At 66.5% G+C, this 18,172-nt stretch carries 18 protein-coding genes; 7 read left to right on the forward strand and 11 right to left on the reverse strand.

Going from position 1 to position 18,172, the window contains the following annotated elements; genetic code table 11:
• Window positions 1–185 precede the first annotated feature (185 nt).
• The 3 genes from G6N36_RS12465 to G6N36_RS12475 form a co-directional block, all read right to left on the reverse strand.
• Window positions 186–1,142 carry a DDE-type integrase/transposase/recombinase gene (locus tag G6N36_RS12465; RefSeq protein WP_163686781.1) on the reverse strand — a complete coding sequence of 319 codons (957 nt, stop codon included), beginning with the start codon at window positions 1,140–1,142 and terminating at the stop codon, window positions 186–188.
• A gap of 41 nt (window positions 1,143–1,183) precedes the next feature.
• Window positions 1,184–1,618 carry a hypothetical protein gene (locus G6N36_RS12470; RefSeq protein ID WP_163684331.1) on the reverse strand — a complete coding sequence of 145 codons (435 nt, stop codon included), beginning with the start codon at window positions 1,616–1,618 and terminating at the stop codon, window positions 1,184–1,186.
• 66 nt (window positions 1,619–1,684) lie between these two features.
• Window positions 1,685–3,154: an amino acid permease gene (locus G6N36_RS12475; RefSeq protein ID WP_163686782.1), complete on the reverse strand. Its 1,470-nt coding sequence runs from the start codon at window positions 3,152–3,154 to the stop codon at window positions 1,685–1,687.
• A gap of 52 nt (window positions 3,155–3,206) precedes the next feature.
• On the opposite strand from G6N36_RS12475, the gene G6N36_RS12480 reads away from it, so the two are divergent.
• Window positions 3,207–4,589, forward strand: coding sequence for an FAD-dependent oxidoreductase (locus G6N36_RS12480; protein ID WP_163686783.1), 1,383 nt, complete (start codon window positions 3,207–3,209; stop codon window positions 4,587–4,589).
• A 15-nt stretch (window positions 4,590–4,604) separates the two neighbouring features.
• Here G6N36_RS12480 and manA read toward each other — a convergent pair whose 3' ends face one another.
• The 4 genes from manA to G6N36_RS12500 form a co-directional block, all read right to left on the reverse strand.
• Window positions 4,605–5,831, reverse strand: coding sequence for a mannose-6-phosphate isomerase, class I (manA, locus tag G6N36_RS12485; protein ID WP_163686784.1), 1,227 nt, complete (start codon window positions 5,829–5,831; stop codon window positions 4,605–4,607).
• Between the two features lie 4 nt (window positions 5,832–5,835).
• Window positions 5,836–6,942: a TobH protein gene (locus G6N36_RS12490; protein WP_163686785.1), complete on the reverse strand. Its 1,107-nt coding sequence runs from the start codon at window positions 6,940–6,942 to the stop codon at window positions 5,836–5,838.
• Window positions 6,939–8,339 carry a phosphomannomutase/phosphoglucomutase gene (locus tag G6N36_RS12495; protein ID WP_163686786.1) on the reverse strand — a complete coding sequence of 467 codons (1,401 nt, stop codon included), beginning with the start codon at window positions 8,337–8,339 and terminating at the stop codon, window positions 6,939–6,941. Before G6N36_RS12495 ends, G6N36_RS12490 begins: the two co-directional genes overlap by 4 nt.
• Window positions 8,340–8,424: 85 nt before the next feature.
• On the reverse strand, window positions 8,425–8,844 hold the full coding sequence (locus tag G6N36_RS12500; protein WP_083125002.1) for a DUF3499 domain-containing protein: 420 nt from the start codon (window positions 8,842–8,844) through the stop codon (window positions 8,425–8,427).
• A gap of 128 nt (window positions 8,845–8,972) precedes the next feature.
• Between G6N36_RS12500 and G6N36_RS12505 the strand changes: the two genes are divergently transcribed.
• Window positions 8,973–9,395, forward strand: coding sequence for a metallopeptidase family protein (locus tag G6N36_RS12505; protein WP_163690643.1), 423 nt, complete (start codon window positions 8,973–8,975; stop codon window positions 9,393–9,395).
• A 9-nt stretch (window positions 9,396–9,404) separates the two neighbouring features.
• Here the strand turns inward: G6N36_RS12505 and G6N36_RS29530 are convergent, their stop codons facing one another.
• Window positions 9,405–9,638 (reverse strand): WhiB family transcriptional regulator, encoded by a 234-nt coding sequence (locus G6N36_RS29530; RefSeq protein WP_173390246.1) that lies wholly within the window; start codon window positions 9,636–9,638, stop codon window positions 9,405–9,407.
• Window positions 9,639–10,115: 477 nt separating this feature from the next.
• Here G6N36_RS29530 and cofD point away from each other — a divergent pair, with 477 nt between their 5' ends.
• From cofD to G6N36_RS12525, 3 genes are read left to right on the forward strand one after another with little or no spacing between them, the layout of a single operon-like run.
• Complete coding sequence (cofD, locus tag G6N36_RS12515) at window positions 10,116–11,114, forward strand: 2-phospho-L-lactate transferase (protein ID WP_163686788.1); 999 nt, start codon at window positions 10,116–10,118, stop codon at window positions 11,112–11,114.
• Window positions 11,111–12,451 carry a coenzyme F420-0:L-glutamate ligase gene (locus G6N36_RS12520; RefSeq protein WP_163686789.1) on the forward strand — a complete coding sequence of 447 codons (1,341 nt, stop codon included), beginning with the start codon at window positions 11,111–11,113 and terminating at the stop codon, window positions 12,449–12,451. Before cofD ends, G6N36_RS12520 begins: the two co-directional genes overlap by 4 nt.
• Window positions 12,448–12,984 carry an NUDIX hydrolase gene (locus tag G6N36_RS12525; protein WP_163686790.1) on the forward strand — a complete coding sequence of 179 codons (537 nt, stop codon included), beginning with the start codon at window positions 12,448–12,450 and terminating at the stop codon, window positions 12,982–12,984. Before G6N36_RS12520 ends, G6N36_RS12525 begins: the two co-directional genes overlap by 4 nt.
• A gap of 48 nt (window positions 12,985–13,032) precedes the next feature.
• On the opposite strand, the gene manB is transcribed toward G6N36_RS12525, so the two are convergent.
• From manB to rfbD, 3 genes are read right to left on the reverse strand one after another with little or no spacing between them, the layout of a single operon-like run.
• Window positions 13,033–14,109 (reverse strand): mannose-1-phosphate guanylyltransferase ManB, encoded by a 1,077-nt coding sequence (gene manB, locus G6N36_RS12530; protein WP_163686791.1) that lies wholly within the window; start codon window positions 14,107–14,109, stop codon window positions 13,033–13,035.
• Complete coding sequence (locus tag G6N36_RS12535) at window positions 14,106–15,014, reverse strand: glycosyltransferase family 2 protein (protein WP_163686792.1); 909 nt, start codon at window positions 15,012–15,014, stop codon at window positions 14,106–14,108. The genes manB and G6N36_RS12535 overlap by 4 nt, the downstream gene beginning before the upstream one ends.
• Window positions 15,015–15,036: 22 nt before the next feature.
• Window positions 15,037–15,918, reverse strand: coding sequence for a dTDP-4-dehydrorhamnose reductase (gene rfbD / locus G6N36_RS12540; RefSeq protein ID WP_163686793.1), 882 nt, complete (start codon window positions 15,916–15,918; stop codon window positions 15,037–15,039).
• Window positions 15,919–15,985: 67 nt separating this feature from the next.
• Between rfbD and G6N36_RS12545 the strand changes: the two genes are divergently transcribed.
• Window positions 15,986–17,452 (forward strand): LCP family protein, encoded by a 1,467-nt coding sequence (locus G6N36_RS12545; protein WP_163686794.1) that lies wholly within the window; start codon window positions 15,986–15,988, stop codon window positions 17,450–17,452.
• 2 nt (window positions 17,453–17,454) lie between these two features.
• Complete coding sequence (locus G6N36_RS12550; protein WP_235690030.1) at window positions 17,455–18,159, forward strand: TIGR03089 family protein; 705 nt, start codon at window positions 17,455–17,457, stop codon at window positions 18,157–18,159.
• Window positions 18,160–18,172: the final 13 nt, after the last annotated feature.

Below are 18,172 nucleotides of genomic sequence, written 5' to 3' on the forward strand. Positions count from 1 at the left end.
CGCCCGACTGCAGCCTGCGCTGGATGACCCGCGCGCTGAGTCCGGCCGCGCGCGCCTGATCAAGAGTGACGACGCCATCGTGGCGTCGCAAATAATCGTTGAGCACGATTGATCAGACGGACGGAGTCCCTCGGCGGTTCGCTATCTTGCGAATCGGGCGCGCAAACGAACCGCCACGGGCGTTGTCAAGCTGCGTGGAGTCGGTCGGGGTCGTTTTCGGGTGGGAGGTTGATGCCCACAGTGGCCTTGGGTGATTCGGTGTGCGGGCGTGCGCGGAATCGTTCGGGGTGGGTGTCGTAGTAGGCCTGGAGGGCGTGGTCGCGTTGGAGCCACCGCTGCGTCCATTGCCCGTCGTGGACCTCGGCGGGGGTGAACAGTGCGATCCCGCTGTGGCGGTGGTGCTGGTTGTACCAGGAGACATAGGAGTTTACCCAGGCCCGCGCGGCATCGAGATCATCGAAGATACCGGGATAGTTCGGCCGGTATTTCATCGTGCGGAATTCCGATTCGGAGAACGGGTTGTCATTGCTGACCCGTGGCCGGTTGTGGGTCTGAGCGATGCCGAGATCGGCGAGGAGGTCTTTGAGATCCGTCGAGCGCATCGCCGGCCCAGAATCGGCGTGCACGACTGCGGGCGACCCGTGGGTGGTGATCGCGGTCTGGAACATCTGCGTGGCGAGATCGTCGCTCTCGCGTTGCTCGACGCGCCAGCCCACGATCTTGCGAGAGAAGATGTCAATTATCGAGTACGCCTTGAACGCCACGCCCCGCCACGGGGTGCGCAGGTCGGTGATGTCCCAACTCCAGATCTGTTGCGGGCCGGTCGCTTTGAGTACTGGTGCCGGCCGCGGAATCTTGTTCGTCGAGCGGGTCGGGCAGATCGGACGAGCGCTTTGATCGACGATCGCGGCCGCGATACGCCACCAGGACCGCCGTGAGGCCAGCATCACCCCGTCATCCCAAGCGGCGGCAAACGAATGGTCCACCGACGTGCCCGCCTGCCAGCCGGTGATGATCTTGTCCTGGATCACCACGCGGTCACCCGCGCAGATGCGCGCGGGGTAGGCCCGATCTTTCTGCGGCACCGGGTTACTCACCCGCGGCCGCGGCTTGCGGCGGTAATGCCACGTCGAACGCGACAACCCGATCATCGTCAGCGCCCGCTGGGATCTGATCGCGGCGCTCAGCTCGGCGACGAGTCCGTTCTCGCGCTCGAGGAATCGTCGAGATCGGTCATCGTCAGGGCTGCATCGGGCTCTTCGGCGTTCATCGCATGCAAGAGCCCGATAGCTTTTCCCAGGGCCTCGTTGGCGTGTTCGAGCTCGCGTACCCGCGCCTGTAGTCGAGCCACTTCGGCCTCGTCGCGCTCCTGTTTCGCCGTCTGCGCCATCGCCAGCGCCGATCGTTTCGCCGGGGGAACCGTCACACCACTACCTTCTCGCGGAATAAGCCCCCGGTCGAGATCACCGGCGAACACCGTGGCTTCCCACCGCCTCAACTGGCGCACCGATACCCCCTGAGCAGCACGCCAGGATCCCTTCTGACCATGAGGCAACAAGTGATACTCAATGACGAACTCATGAATCTCGGCAGAGCTGAACCCCGCACTGATCGACACAACCCAACCCCTTCACACTGGCCCAAACCGACTCACAACCAGCGTGGCAAAGAGGGCCACGGTTGATCAGCGCGCCGAATTCGCAGTCGACTCCCGATGAGCGAGCAGCGAGTGCCTGCGCCCGTAGATGAAATAGATGACGACGCCCAGCGCCATCCAGATGAGGAACCGGATCCAGGTCAGCGCCGTGAGGTTGAGCATCAGCCAGACGCACGCGACGATCGCCGCGATCGGCAGCAACGGCACGCCCGGCGCACGGAAGCCGCGTTCGAGGTCCGGGCGGGTGCGACGCAGGACGATCACCCCGGCGGACACCAGCACGAATGCGAACAGCGTGCCGATGTTGACCATCTCCTCCAGCTTGTCGATCGGAAACACCGTTGCCGTGACCGCCACCAGCGCACCGACGATCAGGGTGATCCGTACCGGCGTGCCGTGCTTTCCGGTCTTGGCCAGCGACCGCGGCAACAGCCCGTCGCGCGACATCGCGAACAGCACCCGGGTCTGTCCAAGCACCAGCACGATCACCACGGTGGTGAGTCCCGCCAGCGCGCCGATCGAGATGACCTTCGCCGCCCAGTCGATGCCGTTGGCGGCGAATGCGGTTGCGAGGTTCGCTTTTTCACCCGCCTCGCGCAACTCGGTGTAGTTCACCATGCCCGAGATCACGATGGCCACCGCGACGTAGAGGACGGTGACGATCGCCAGCGAGGCAAGGATGCCGCGCGACACGTCGCGCTGCGGATTCTTGGTTTCCTCCGCCGTGGTGGCGACGATGTCGAAGCCGATGAACGCGAAGAACACGATGGACGCACCGGCCAGTACGCCGTACCAGCCGTACGTGCTGCCCCCGGCTCCGGTCAGCAGGGAGAACAGCGACTGATCGGTGCCGGAACCACCTTCGCCGCCCTGCGCGGGAGGGACGAACGGGGTGAAGTTCTCCGCCTTGATGTAGAACGCGCCGACGGTCACGACGAGCAGCACGACCGCCACCTTGATCACCGTGATCGCCAAGCTGACTTCCGCGGAGAGCTTGGTGCCCCACGCCAAGATCACCGTCACGAAGGTTATGATCAGGAGCGCGCCCCAATCCACCTGCAACCCAACCAGATCCGCCGTGCCACCACCGAAGCCGAACACGGTGCCCAGATAACTGGACCAGCCCTTGGCCACAACGGCGGCCGCCACGGCGAACTCGAGGATCAGATCCCAGCCGATGATCCACGCGACGAACTCGCCGAACGTCGCATAGGAGAACGTGTAGGCGCTGCCCGCCACCGGCACCGTCGAGGCGAACTCGGCGTAGCACAGCGCGGCCAGACCGCACGCGATCGCGGCGAAGACGAACGAGATCGAAATCGCAGGACCCGTGATGTTTCCCGTCGTCGACGCCGTGATCGTGAAGATGCCGGCGCCGATGACCACGGAGACACCGAAGACGGTGAGGTCCCACCAGTTCAGATCTTTTCGCAGGCGAGTTTCCGGTTCGTCGGTGTCGGCGATCGACTGCTCAACCGACTTCGTTCGCCTCGGCATCGGCGTTCCTCCCGTGGTCCGTCTCGGGAATGTACCGAGTACTGTCCACCCAATGGGGCGGAGTTATAAACACGTAGCCGTCATCGGGGCCAGCCTGGGAGGCCTGTGCGCTGCCCGGGTGCTCTCCGACGTCAGCGAGCGCGTGACGGTCTACGAGCGCGACGAACTGCCCGACGGCCCGGCCAACCGGACGGCCGTCCCGCAGGGCAGGCACGTCCACCTGCTGATGGCGCGAGGAGCTCAGGAATTCGAGAGCCACTTCCCGGGCCTGCTCGACGACATGGTCGCCGACGGCGTGCCGATCCTCGAGAACCGGCCCGACTGCATCCACTTCGGCGCCGCAGGTCACGTGCTGGGGACCGCACACCGACTGCAGGACGAGTTCACCGCATACGTACCGAGCAGGCCGATGCTGGAGTGGCAGATCCGGCGGCGCGTCATGGCGATCGAGAACGTCGACATCGTGCACGCGACGATCACCGAGGCCACGTACGACGCTGCGCGCCGCCGCGTCACCGGCGTACTGCTCACCTCGGGCGAGGTCGTGCCGGCCGACCTCGTCGTCGACGCGACGGGCCGGGGCACCCGTCTGCCTGTGTGGCTGGAAAAGTGGGGCTATCCGCGACCCCGCGAGGAAACCGTCGACGTGGGCATCGCTTACGCGAGCCAACGCGTGCGGGTTCCCGACGGCCTTGTCGCCGAAAAGGTTGTGGTGGCGGGTGCGTCCCATGAGCATCCGGTCGGCGTCGGCGCGCTGTTCTACGAAGACGGCGTCTGGAACGTGACCACCTTCGGTATCGCCAAGGCCGAGCCGCCGCAGAACTTTGCGCAGATGTGCGACCTGGTCGACGAGATCCTGCCCGAACATTTTTCATCCGCGCTACGGCGGGGGACCCCGCTCGGCGAGATGGCGTTTCACAAATACCCGACCAGCCGGTGGCGTCGCTACGACAAACTGCAAAGCTTCCCCGACGGCATCTTCCCGTTCGGCGACGCCGTCGTCAGCTTCAACCCCACATTCGGGCAGGGCATGACCATGACTGCGATCCAGGCGGGCAACCTGCGCAAGACCCTCGAGTCCGGCGTTCCGGACGTCGCGAAGCAACTCGCGAAAGCCACGGCCAAGACGACGTACCCGGTGTGGATGATGACGGTGATCGGCGACCTGGCGCTGCACGACGCCACCACGACCGACAAGGTGCCGTTCTGGTACAAGCCGGTGGGCGGACTATTCGACCAGTTCCTCGGGGCTGCCGAGACGGATCCCGTTCTGGCCGAGTGGTTTCTGCGCCGCTTCAGCCTGCTCGACAGCCTGTACATGGTGCCGTCGGCGCGCCTGGTCGGCCGCACCATTCGGCACAACATGCGGGCGCTCCTTGCCGAGAAGCGTCGGGCCCGCTCAAGGCCCGATCAGGAGCTGGTTGCCCGTCGATAGCTCGGCGTGACGCCGCTAGATTCCGACGGTGGCCCTGAAGAGCTTCGTCGGAGCCTCGGCGGTCAGGCGGATCGGCCCCTCGTCGGCCGCCACCCACGCGGCGGATCCGCGCTGCAATGTGACCTTGCCGCCCTTGGCGTAGACGACCGTCGACCCCTCGGTGCACAACAGGATCTGCGGACCGTCATGACGGCTCGGCGCGTCGATCTCGTGACCGACATGCTCGCCGTCGATGCGCAGCTCAGACACCGCGAACTCCGGAGCCGGTGTGTTGTACACCAATTCCATTCCGTCCCTTGTGGTGGTGGGGCGGATCGAATCCTCGCTGGCAGGTGTGAAGTCGAGCACGCGCAGCAGTTCGGGCACGTCGACGTGCTTCGGGGTGAGTCCACCGCGCAACACGTTGTCCGAGTTGGCCATCACCTCGAGGCCAACGCCGTGCAGATATGCGTGCAGATTGCCGGCGGGCAGATAGATGGCTTCGCCGGCCTGCAGGGTGATGCGGTTGAGCAGCAGGCTGGCCAGCACGCCTGCATCACCCGGGTAACGCTCGCCGAGTTCGAGTACTGTCCTTGCCTCGGCGGCGAATGTCTTGCTACCCGAACGCACATAGTGGATCGCGCCCTCGATCACCTGGGGCACCAACACGTCGAGATCGGGCTGCGGTGCGGTGATCCACGTGGTGAACAGGGCCCGCAATCCGAACTCGTCGGCCTGACCCGCCAGCAGGGCCACATACGGGTCGAGATCGCTCACCGCGAGCGCACGCATCAGCTCGACGGTGCGCTCGGGGGGCCGGAATCCGGCAAGTGCGTCGAATTCGCCTAGAGCGATCAGGATTTCGGGCTTGTGACTGGGGTCGCGGTAGTTGCGATTGGGTGCGTTGACGGGAATTTCCAATCGGTCCTCGCGGGCGAAGCCCTCCGCCGCCTGCCGCGCACTCGGATGCGCCTGCAGCGACAGCGGCTCGTCGGCCGCGAGCACCTTGAGCAGAAACGGAAGCGTGTCACCGAATCTGGCGCGCACACCGGGCCCGAGCTGCCCCTCGGGATCATCGCGCAATGTGTCAAGCAGCGACCGTTCACCCTCTTCGGTATCCAGCCACGCGGGATCGCCCGGGTGAGCCCCGAACCACAGCTCGGCCTCCGGATGCATTGTCGGGCTTGGCCGTCCGGTGAAATCAGCGATCGCGGTCCGTGACCCCCAGGCATAGGTCCGCACCGCTCCACGTAGCAAGTTCACTTGCTCAACCTCGAACCAGCTTCAGGTAGACGGCCGTCATCTCCAGCCGGACAGCCAGCATCGCCAGCTGCTCTTCCAGGCGGCCTGGACTGGTCGGGGCGGCAGGCACGCGCTCGATGTCAGAGGCTTCGAGCGGTTCCGGCACATCTTCGGCGTGGATCACGTCGACGCCGTCCAGCCCGGCGACCCTGGCGGCGACGACGGCTCGTTCGGCATCGGTGGCGAGCACGAAGGTCCGAACCCGTGACGGCAGCGGACCGTCGATCTGCTCGTCATGGAATATCGACTGCTCGCGGTCGGCGCCGGATGTCTCCCCCATTCCGCCGCGCAGCGCCACCATCGCCTCGGCCAGACCCACCGCGGCCACCGCCCGATGAGCGACCCGCAACATGACGGCCGCGACGTGCCGCGCCAACACCAGCGTCGCCGCGTTGTCGCCAGCGATGACGACCTGGGCGCCCGACATACGCTCGGCCAACGCCTTCGCGGGATTCGTGAGCAGCTCCCGAGTAGCGCTGTTGCGCAACGCTTCTGCGTCCAGCTCGTCGGCCAGCGCGGCCAGGTCCACCCGGAGCCCCTGGTCGACCATGTGCAGTGTCGCCAGGCCGGCGGCCAGATAACGGGAGAAGCTGAATTCATCGGGCACCCACACCCGCGGGGCCAGTGCGACGGATCGTCCCGCAGTGGCGTCGCGCAACGGTCCCTCGTAGGGCGCAACGACGACGACGCGGGCGCCGCGACGCACTCCGGTGGCTGCGGCCGCCACCAAAGCGGGATCGCCGGGATCGTCGCCGGCCACGATCAGCACGTCCAGCGCGCCGATCCACGGCGGCACCTCAGGGGCGACGACGATCGGTGCGGCCACCGAACCACCCAGCGCAGCGGCGAGCAGAGACCCTGCCGCTTCGGCATTTCCGCGACCGGCCACCCAGATCACGGTGCGCGGGGGCTCGGTGCTCCACAGCTGATCCAGGTCGCCCTCGTCGAGCGCCGCGGCGGTGGCGCGCACCTGCGCGCCGGCCATCGCGGCCGCGCGCAGCGAGCCGTCGCGGTCGGCGGCCAGCAGTCCTTCCACGTCGTCGAGGTCGACCAGAGAGTGGGTGGCGTTCACTTCGGCACCTCGGATGCCGCCTCAGTTGGCGCGGAGATCCGGGCCCCGATCTGTTCGACGATCGCGTCGACCTCTTCCGTGGTCCGCGCCTCGACGTTGAGCCGCAACAACGGCTCGGTGTTGGACATCCGCAGGTTGAACCAGGATCCGTCGCCCAGATCGACGGTCACCCCGTCGAGGTGGTCGATCGAGTGGACGCGGGCCGCGAAGGAGGACAGCACCCGGTCGATGCACGCTTCGGCGTCGGTGACCGTGAAGTTGACCTCGCCCGACGCTTCGTAGCGTTGGTAGTCGGCCATCAGGTCGGACAGCGGCCGGTCCTGCTCACTGAGCGCGGCCAAGACGTGCAGCGCCGCCAGCATCCCGGAGTCGGCGCCCCAGAAGTCGCGGAAGTAGTAGTGCGCTGAATGCTCGCCCCCGAAGATCGCCCCGGTCTCGGCCATCAGTGCCTTGATGTAGGAGTGTCCGACGCGCGAACGTAACGGGGTGCCGCCCCGTTCAGCCACGAGTTCCGGGACGGCCCGCGAGGTGATCAAGTTGTGAATCACCGTCGCGCCGATCTCTCGACCGAGTTCGCGGGCGGCCACCAACGCGGTCACCGCCGACGGCGAAACCGGCTTACCCAGCTCGTCGACCACGAAGCAGCGGTCAGCGTCGCCGTCGAACGCCAGCCCGATGTCGGCACCGGTGGCCAGCACGTGCGCTTGCAGGTCGACGAGGTTCGCCGGGTCCAGCGGATTGGCTTCGTGGTTCGGGAACGTGCCGTCGAGTTCGAAGAACAACGGCGCGAGCCTGATTCCTGCAATCGAACCCAGCACAGCCGGAGCCGTGTGGCCCGCCATTCCGTTGCCGGCGTCGACGGCGACCTTCAGCGGCCGCAATCCGGCCAGGCTGACCAGTGATCGCAGAAAATCGCCGTAGTCCGTGAGAACATCGCGGTCCGATTTCGAGCCACGCGGCCCGTCGTAGGCCGGTATCCCGGCGATCACGTCCTCGCTGATGGCCAGCAGCCCGGTGTCCTTGCCGACGGGCTTGGCGCCTGCGCGGCACAGCTTGATGCCGTTGTAGGCGGCCGGGTTGTGACTCGCGGTGAACATTGCGCCCGGACAGTCCAGCAGACCTGAGGCGAAGTACAGCTGATCGGTGGACGCCAGGCCGACGCGCACCACATCGAGGCCCTGCGCGACCACACCGTCGGCGAATGCCTCCGCGAGCGACGGCGAGCTGTCTCGCATGTCGTAGCCGATCGCCACCTGGGTGGCGTTCTCACCGCGCATGAGCCGAGCGAACGCGCCGCCGACATCCCGGACGAAATCCTCGTCGATCTCTTCGCCGACCAGGCCGCGCACGTCATACGCCTTGATGACGCGATGGACAGCCGCGGCAGGCCGGGACATACAACTCCTTGTGACGTGGGCTACTGGCGCCAGCCTAACCGTCGAATGAAAGAGGCATGTGCGCTAGCCCTCGCCGAGTGCTCTGCTATTCAGGCGGGTCGGGCAACACCCGCAGGTGGCCCCGTCGGCGGCCGTTGGACTCGGACCTGCGGGCCGGCGGTGCCATCAGCGCGCCGCCCGACACACCGGTCACCGGATCGGAAAACCCTGCGGCCACTCCGTTGATCGGCGGCGCCATGTCGCGTCCTTCGCGCACCGCGTCGGCGAGCGCCACCAGATCGTCCTCGTCGGGGTGCGACGGCAGTGGACCCGCGTGGCGAACGAGCTCCCATCCACGTGGCGCGGTGATCCGGCCGGCGTGCAGGACGCAGAGATCCCACGAGTGGGGCTCGGACACCGTGGCCAGCGGGCCGACGACTGCCGTCGAGTCGGAGTAGACGAATGTCAGCGTCGCGACCGCATAGTGGGGGCACCCGGGCCGGCAGCAGCGACGGGGAACGTTCACAGCGAGAGGTTATCGTGCGCAAACGGCGCAAGCCGCCGGACACGCGCGCCATCGGAGGGTCGATCTCCAACCGTTACGATCGCTCCGTGGCCGAACGCGGACACCACCGATCACGCCGCGGCCGCGACATGCGCGGGCCGCTCCTTCCACCGACCGTGCCGGGCTGGCGCAGCCGGGCCGAACTGTTCGACATGGCGGTGCTCGAGGCCTACGAGCCGATCGAACGCCGGTGGCAGGATCGGGTGTCGACGCTGGACATCGCCGTCGACGAAATACCCCGCATCTCGGCCAAGGATCCCGAAAGCGTGCAATGGCCGCCCGAGGTCATCGCCGACGGCCCGGTCGCCCTGGCCCGGCTGATCCCCGCGGGCGTCGATGTCCGCGGCAACGCCACACGGGCGCGAATAATGTTGTTCCGCAAGCCGATCGAACGACGGGCGAAAGACACCGCCGAACTCTCGGAGCTGTTGCACGAAGTCCTGGTGGCACAAGTCGCCACTTATCTGGGTGTCGAACCCTCCGTTATCGACCCCACTATCGAGGACGAGTGAACAACTCGCCTAGATCACGCCGCGCTTGAGGCGACGGCGCTCACGTTCGGAGAGCCCGCCCCAGATGCCGAAGCGTTCATCGTGGGCCAGGGCGTAGTCGAGGCACGCGTCGCGCACCTCACAGCCCTGGCAGATGCGCTTGGCCTCACGAGTCGAGCCGCCCTTCTCGGGGAAGAACGCCTCGGGGTCGGTTTGTGCGCACAATGCCTTCTCTTGCCAGAGGTCGTCCTCCGGCGTGAGCATTGCCGGCACAGCCGGGATTGCCGGCGGCACATCAATCGGGGCGGGCACCAGACTCAACTGAGGACGCCGAGGCGTCTCGAACGGTGCCGGTCCAATATTGGTGTGCGGCGCGCTGTCCACTGAGCCAAGCAGTCGGTCGTCGAACCGGACCGCATGCTCGAAATCGCTGTACTCAAAAGACATTTTCCGCCTCCTCACCTGATGTCGTAGATCCGTAACTTGAGCCCCACTATTTACTGTGCGGCCATTTCAGATTCGAACATATGATCGAATCTCGGTCTGCGGCACCGAAACCGGCTGGCCAACCGCGAAATGACACTGGTGTGATTACACACGCGCTAGCAGCCGTGGTCAAGCGTTGGAACAGAAATTCATACCATTCCGTGACCGGAATTCGGCGCGTCGGAATATCGGCGTGTCTGTCACACCCTCGGCCACGTGCCCCAGATCGCGCGCGACGGCCTAGTGTCGGTCACTGTGAAAGTCACGGTTCTGGTCGGCGGGGTAGGCGGCGCCCGCTTCCTGCTCGGCGTACAGCACCTGTTGGGGCTGGGCCAATTCCAGGATTCCGGGACGTCGGCACACGAGTTGACCGCCGTGGTCAACGTCGGCGATGACGCGTGGATGTTCGGGGTTCGGATCTGCCCGGACCTCGATACCTGCATGTACACGCTGGGCGGAGGCATCGACCCCGAACGCGGTTGGGGTCATCGCAACGAAACGTGGCATGCCAAGGAAGAACTCGCCGCTTACGGTGTGCAGCCCGACTGGTTCGGCCTCGGCGACCGCGACCTCGCCACCCACCTTGTGCGCAGCCAGATGTTGCGCGCCGGCTATCCGCTGTCACAGGTGACCGAAGCGTTATGTGCCCGTTGGTCGCCCGGTGCACGACTGTTACCCGCGAGCGACGACCGCAGCGAAACCCATGTCGTGATCACCGATCCCGAGGACGGCGAGAAGAGGGCGATCCACTTCCAGGAATGGTGGGTGCGATACCGCGCGCAAGTCCCCACCCATAGTTTCGCGTTCGTCGGTGCCGAGGCGGCGACCGCCGGCCCCGGCGTCGTCGAAGCCATCGAAACCGCCGACGTCGTCCTGATTGCCCCGTCCAATCCGGTGGTGAGCATCGGATCGATCTTGAACATCCCCGGCATTCGCGGCGCGCTGCGCACGACGTCGGCGCGGGTCATCGGCTACTCCCCGATCATCGATGGTAAGCCGTTGCGCGGCATGGCCGACGAATGTCTGTCTGTCATCGGTGTGGACAGCACCTCTGAAGCAGTCGGCAGGCACTACGGGGCGCGCAGCGGCACCGGCATCCTCGACGCCTGGCTGATCCACGAAGGTGACCACGCCGAGATCGACGGTGTCGAGGTGCGCGCCGTACCCCTGTTGATGAAGGATCCGGCGACGACCGCCGACATGGTGCGCACCGGAGTGGAGGTCGCCGGGCTGAAAGTGGATCCACGGCGATGACCGAACACGGATCCGCGGCAGCCGTCGAAATCCTGCCTGTGCCAGGACTGCCCGAGTTTCGCCCGGGTGATGACCTTGCCGAGGCAATCGCCACGGCCGCACCCTGGCTCCGCGACGACGACATCCTCGTGGTCACCAGCAAGGTGATGTCCAAGTGCGAGGGTCGTATCGTCGATGCACCCGTCGACGCCGAACAGCGAGACATCCTGCGACGCAAGCTCATCGACGCCGAAGCGGTGCGGGTACTGGCTCGCAAGGGCAGAACACTGATCACCGAGAACGCGATCGGCCTGGTACAGGCAGCGGCCGGGGTGGACGGTTCCAACGTCGACTCCGCAGAACTCGCCTTGTTGCCAACGGATCCCGATGCCAGCGCTGCGGCGTTGCGAAGCGGTCTGCACAAACGCCTCGGAGTCGCCGTCGGGGTGGTGGTCACCGACACCATGGGACGTGCGTGGCGCAACGGGCAGACCGACGTCGCGATCGGCGCCGCGGGACTGCAGGTGCTGCACGGCTACGAAGGGTCGCGCGACCGGCACGGCAACGAGTTGATTGTCACCGAGATCGCGGTCGCCGACGAGATCGCCGCGGCAGCCGATCTCGTCAAGGGCAAGCTGACCGACATCCCGGTCGCGGTGGTGCGCGGGTTGTCGCTGCCAGATGACGGCTCGAATGCCCGTCGCCTGGTGCGCGCCGGAGAGGATGATCTGTTCTGGCTGGGCACCGAGGAGGCCATTGCGCTCGGTCGCAGTCAGGCGCAGTTGTTGCGTCGGTCGATACGCACTTTCGCCGACGATGACGTGCCACCCGAGCTGATCGAGGCCGCGATCGGCGAAGCGCTCACCGCTCCAGCACCGCACCACACCCGGCCGGTCCGGTTCGTGTGGATGCAGGACCCGGACGCGCGGCTGGCCCTTCTGGATCGAATGAAGGAGAAGTGGCGCGCCGATCTCATCGGCGATGGCCGACCGGCCGATGCCGTCGAGCGCCGCGTCGACCGTGGCCAGATCCTCTACGACGCACCAGAACTCGTCATCCCGTTCATGGTTCCTGACGGTGCGCACAGTTATCCCGACGCCGACCGCACCGCTGCCGAGCACACGATGTTCACCGTCGCGGTCGGGGCCGCCGTGCAGGCCCTGCTGGTAGCGCTGGCGGTGCGCGGTGTGGGCAGCTGCTGGATCGGGTCCACGATCTTCGCCGCCGATCTGGTGCGCGACGAGCTCGACCTGCCAGCCGATTGGGAGCCGTTGGGCGCCATCGCGATCGGTTTCCCGCCCGAGCAGCCGGGTCCACGCGATCCAGTGCCGACCGACGATCTGCTGGTGCGCAAGTGACCCTGCACGCGTCGGCGGTCCAGGCGTTGACCGAATGGCATGCACCGGATCCCGGGCAGGACTCGCTGCGCCATGCCGTGCTGGCGTTCCTGGCCGCGCGACCCGACGGCTGTCTGCGCGCTTGCGAGCCGGGGCACGTGACCGGTTCGGCCCTGGTGCTCGACCACACCGGAACCCAAGCGCTACTCACGCTCCACCCACGGTTCGGCCGTTGGCTGCAACTGGGCGGGCATTGCGAGGAATCCGACGCCGACATCGTCGCCGCCGCGCTGAGGGAGGCCACCGAGGAGTCGGGCATCGACGGCCTGCAGATCGATCCGGTGCTGGCCGCGCTGCACGTACACCCGGTCACTTGTTCGCTGGGCGTGCCGACCCGTCACCTCGATATGCAGTTCATCGTGCGCGCGCCCGCAGGCGCGGAAATCGAGCGTAGCGACGAATCACTGGACCTTCGGTGGTGGCGACTGGACTCATTGCCGGACGACGTCGACTTCGGCCTCACTCAGTTGGCGGCCGCCGCTCGCAACCGGTGATTTCGGTGCGCGAACCATCGCTGAGCGACTGCTAGCGCGCCGAAATCGCTAAATGTCCGTCGAGTAGCGGATGCCGCCGTCGGGGATCGTGACCCCCGGCCACACCCGCGCACCGCGCAACAGCTCGCAGCGCGCACCGATGTCCGCGCCGTCGCCGATCACGCCGTCGCGGATGAGGGCGCGAGGCCCGATGCGTGCCCCGAAGCCGATGATCGACCGCTCGATCACCGCCCCTGCTCCGATCTTGGCGCCGTCGAAGATCACCGCACCGTCCAGACGTGCACCACCGGCGATCTCGGCGCCTCGACCGACGACCGTGCCGCCGATGAGCAGCGCACCTGGCGCGACGCTCGCCCCGTCGTGGACGAGCTCCTCGCCGCGGTGCCCGTGCAGCGCGGGTGACGGCGCGATACCGCGGACCAGATCGGCCGAGCCGCGCACGAAATCCTCGGGTGTCCCCATGTCCCGCCAGTACGTGGAGTCGACGTAGCCGCACACCCGGAGGCCGTCCGCGAGCAGGCCCGGGAACACCTCGCGTTCGACGGACAGCGCGCGTCCCTTCGGGATGCGATCGATGACCTCGCGCTTGAACACGTAACATCCGGCGTTGATCTGATCTGTCGGCGGATCCTGCGTCTTCTCCAGGAACGCGGTGACGACGCCATCGGAATCCGTTGGCACACAACCAAACGCCCTAGGATCGCCGACGCGAACCAGATGCAGGGTGACATCGGCGTCGTTGTTCTCGTGGCTGTCCAGCAGCGCGCGCAGATCAGCGCCGGACAACACGTCGCCGTTGAAGACCAGCGCATTGGAGTGCCGCAGCTTGGACGCCACGTTGGCGATGCCGCCGCCGGTGCCCAGCGGCTCAGTCTCGACGACGTATTCGATCTGCAACCCGAGCTTGGACCCGTCGCCGAACTCCGACTCGAAAACCGCAGCCTTGTACGACGTGCCGAGCACCACGTGCTCGATGCCGGCATCGGCGATCCTCGACAGCAGGTGGGTGAGGAACGGCAAACCCGCGGTCGGCAGCATCGGTTTGGGTGCCGACAGCGTCAGCGGGCGCAATCGAGTACCCAGGCCGCCGACCAATATGACGGCATCTACATCCGCAGGGTTCATCGGACCCGTCCCCCCTTCGCCTGTTTGCGTCGAGAATTACGCACGACCAGGCCAGCGCGCGCAGCTAAAGCGGCCTTGATTGTCCACCGCAGAGGCCCCTGTGACCAGTGCGGATAGCGATCCGCGAGAAAAGTGTAGGTACTGGTGTGGTGGGCGGCCAAGTTGCGGGCTGGGTCCCGCCCCGTCGCGTGGCCCTTGTCGTGCAAAATTTCCGCTGATGGCACGTACACATTCTGCCAGCCCGCGCGTCCCAGACGATCTCCCAGGTCAACGTCCTCCATGTACATGAAATAGCGTTCGTCGAACCCTGCGATCTCTTCGAATGCAGCCCGCCGCAGCAACAAGCAAGACCCCGACAACCATCCAACGGCGCGTTCGCTGGGGGCCTCCCTGGCCTGCCGGTAGGCGGCGGTCCACGGATTGGAGCGCCACAGTGGTCCGACGACCGCGTGCATACCGCCCCGGATCAGGCTGGGCAGATGTCGCGCCGACGGGTACACCGTGCCGTCGGGGTCGCGGATCATTGGCCCCAGTGCACCCGCGCGCGGCCAGCGTGCTGCGGCATCGATGAGGATGTCGATGCTGCGCGGACCCCACTGCACATCGGGGTTGGCAACGATGAAAAGGTCGGAGTCCCCCGAGATCGCTTGGGCCGAATCACCTTTCAGGTACTCGTCGACGGCACGATTCACTGCGCTGCCGTAACCCAGATTGGCTCCCGTACGCAACAAGCGCACGTTGGAATAGTGCGCCAGCGCTTCTTCAGGCGCGCCGTCGGTCGACCCGTTGTCGGCCATGATGACCGTCACCGCACGGTCGGTGGCATGCGACAGCGACGCCAGGAACCGGTTCAGATGCGGCCCCGGCGAGTACGTCACCGTGACCACTACGAGCTCGTCACTCACGTGACGGCTACCAACTCATGCTTCACGGCGTAGAGGTTAATGGGCTGTGGTCGGCGATCGCCGCGGCGAGCGCCTCGCGCCAGGGCCGCAGCGGGGTCAGCCCGGCATCGGCGGACAGCCGGGCCGACAGCGCCGAGTACTGCGGCCGCGGGGCGGGCCGCGGATGGCGGTCGGTGCCGACGGGGCGCACCCGGGCAGGATCGGCTCCCACGGCCTCGAAGACCGCCTGTGCCTGCTCGAAGCGGCTCGCTTCGCCCGCGTTGGCGGCATGCAGCACCGGCTCTCGGATGTTCCCCTCTGCCACCTCGAGCAGGGCGCCCACCAGGTCGGCGGCGTAGGTGGGCGAGCCGATCTGGTCAGCCACCACGTCCACGGTCTGATCTCCGGCGGCAAGACGCCGCATCACAGCCACGAAGTCACCGCCGTCGCCGCCCTCGTAGATCCATGCCGTCCGGACGATGTGCGCATCGGGCATCGCCGCGAGCACCGAGAACTCGCCTGCGAGTTTGGTGCGGCCGTACACGCCCACCGGCGCGGTCTCGTCATCGATCTCGAACGGGGTGCGCTTCGGGCCGGAAAAAACGTAGTCGGTGGAGATGTGGATGAATTCGGCACCCGCGCGGGCGCAGGCGTGCGCGATATTGGCGGGCCCCACGGCGTTGACGGCGTGGGCGCGCTCCTCGTCGGACTCGGCCGCGTCGACCTTGGTGTAGGCGGCACAGTTGATCACCACGTCACCGGATTCGATGAAACGCTCGGCCGCCGGCGCGTCGGTGATATCCCACTCAGAGGAGGTCAGGGCCAGCACTTCGCGGCCCCGACTGCGCGCCTGAGCTGCCAATTCGCGTCCGACCATGCCACCGGCACCGGAGATAACGATTCGGGCAGATTCTTGGAAACCCATGGTGACGAGTCTGGCACGCCGACCCGCGCTACCGGCTCTGCGCCCTCATCGCCAGTAGCCTGGGCTGATGCCCGCTCGTACTCTCCGTGTCATCGCCGTGTCGATGGCATTGGCGATCGTCGTTGGTACCGGCGTCGCCTGGGGCAAGATTCGATCGTTTGAATCAGGCATCAACCACATCTCCCCCATCTCGCTGGGCGGCGGCGGTGAAGACGGTGCGATCGACATCCTGCTGGTCGGCGTCGACAGCCGCACCGATGCGCACGGAAACCCGCTGAGCCAGGAAGAGCTCGCGACGCTGCGGGCAGGCGATGACGAGGCGACCAACACCGACACGATCATCCTGGTGCGTATCCCCAACAACGGTAAGTCCGCCACCGCGATCTCGATCCCGCGCGACTCCTACGTCGAGGCGCCCGGGGTCGGCAAGATGAAGATCAATGGTGTCTACGGCTCGGCCCATTTCGAGAAGCTCGTCGAGCTGGTCGAGCAGGACGGTATGGACAAGGCGCAGGCCGAACCGGAAGCCGTCGAGGCCGGTCGCGAAGCGTTGATCAAGACGGTCGCCAATCTGACCGGCGTCACCGTTGACCACTACGCCGAGATCGGCCTGCTCGGGTTCTCGCTCATCACCGACGCCCTCGGCGGCGTGAACGTGTGCCTGAAGAACCCTGTCTACGAACCGCTTTCGGGTGCCGATTTTCCGGCGGGCTGGCAGAAGCTGAGCGGTCCGCAAGCGCTGAGCTTCGTTCGCCAGCGTCACGATCTGCCCCGCGGCGACCTGGACCGGGTGGTGCGCCAACAGGCGGTAATGGCATCGCTTGCCCACGAAGTCATTTCGAGCAAGACACTGTCCAGCCCGGCGACGCTGAACCGGCTCGAGGAGGCGGTGCAGCGTTCCGTCGTGCTGTCCGACGGTTGGGACGTCATGGAATTCGCCGAACAATTGCAGAAGCTTGCCGCGGGCAACGTCGCCTTCGCCACGATTCCCGTGCTCCAGGAGAACGGTTGGAGTGACGACGGCATGCAGAGCGTGGTGCGAGTCGATGCCGGCGAGGTCAAGGATTGGGTCGACAGCCTGCTGCACGACCAGGACGAGGGCAAGACCGAGGAACTGGCCTACACACCGGAGAAGACGACCGCCGACGTGGTCAACGCCAGCGACGTCAACGGTCTGGCCTCCGCGGTCTCCCAGGTGCTGACGAACAAGGGCTTCACCCCCGGCAGCACGGGAAACCACGAAGGCGCCCCGGTCACGGGCAGCCAGGTGCAGGCAGCCAAAGCCGATGACCTCGGAGCGCAGGCGATTGCGAAGGATCTGGGCGGACTGCCGATCGTGGAGGACGCGTCGGTGGCGCCCGGCTCGGTGCGGGTGGTGCTCGCTGCCGATTACACGGGTCCCGGTTCGGGCCTCGACGGCATCGACCCGACGCTGACCACCGCCGACCCCGTCGCGGCCGGCTCCACGGCGGAAGACCCACTGGCATCGCCGATCATCACCGCCGGCTCGAACGACCCGGAGTGCGTCAACTAGCTGTGAGCACAGTCAGTTCGGCGATTCTCGATCCGCTCATGGCAGCCGATCCTGCCGGTCCGCGGATCACCTACTACGACGACGCGACCGGTGAGCGCATCGAACTGTCCACCGCCACATTGTGGAACTGGGCGGCCAAGACCGGCAACCTGCTGCGTGACGAGTTGGGCGCGGGGCCGTCCAGCAGGGTCGCGGTGCTGTTGCCCGCACACTGGCAGACCGCGGCCGTGCTGTTCGGAATCTGGTGGATCGGCGCCGAAGTCGTCACCGCCGGAGAAGCCGACATCGCGTTGTGTACCGCGGATCGGCTCGATGAGGCCGACGACGCCGTCGGAGTGGGCGAGATCGCCGTGCTGTCGCTGGATCCGTTCGGCAAGCCGGCGCCCGATCTACCCGTTGGCGTGACCGACTACGCCACCGCGGTCCGTGTGCACGGCGACCAGATCATCCCCGAACGCCATCCCGGTAACGCACTGGAGGGCCGCTCGGTGGACGACGTGCTGGCCGGCGCGCAGGCGTCCGCTGCCGCACAGGGTCTCACGGCCGACGACCGCGTGATGTCGACGGCCGATTGGACGAACGCAAACCACCTGACTGAGAATCTGCTGGCGATTTTCGCGGCGGGTGCGTCGCTGGTGCAGGTGGCGAATCAGGATGCCGCGGCGATGGGTCGTCGCAGACAAATGGAGAAGATCACCCGCGGTTGAGTGAACAGTGTCA

Source organism: Mycolicibacterium gadium, assembly GCF_010728925.1.
In the GTDB taxonomy this organism is placed as follows: domain Bacteria; phylum Actinomycetota; class Actinomycetes; order Mycobacteriales; family Mycobacteriaceae; genus Mycobacterium; species Mycobacterium gadium.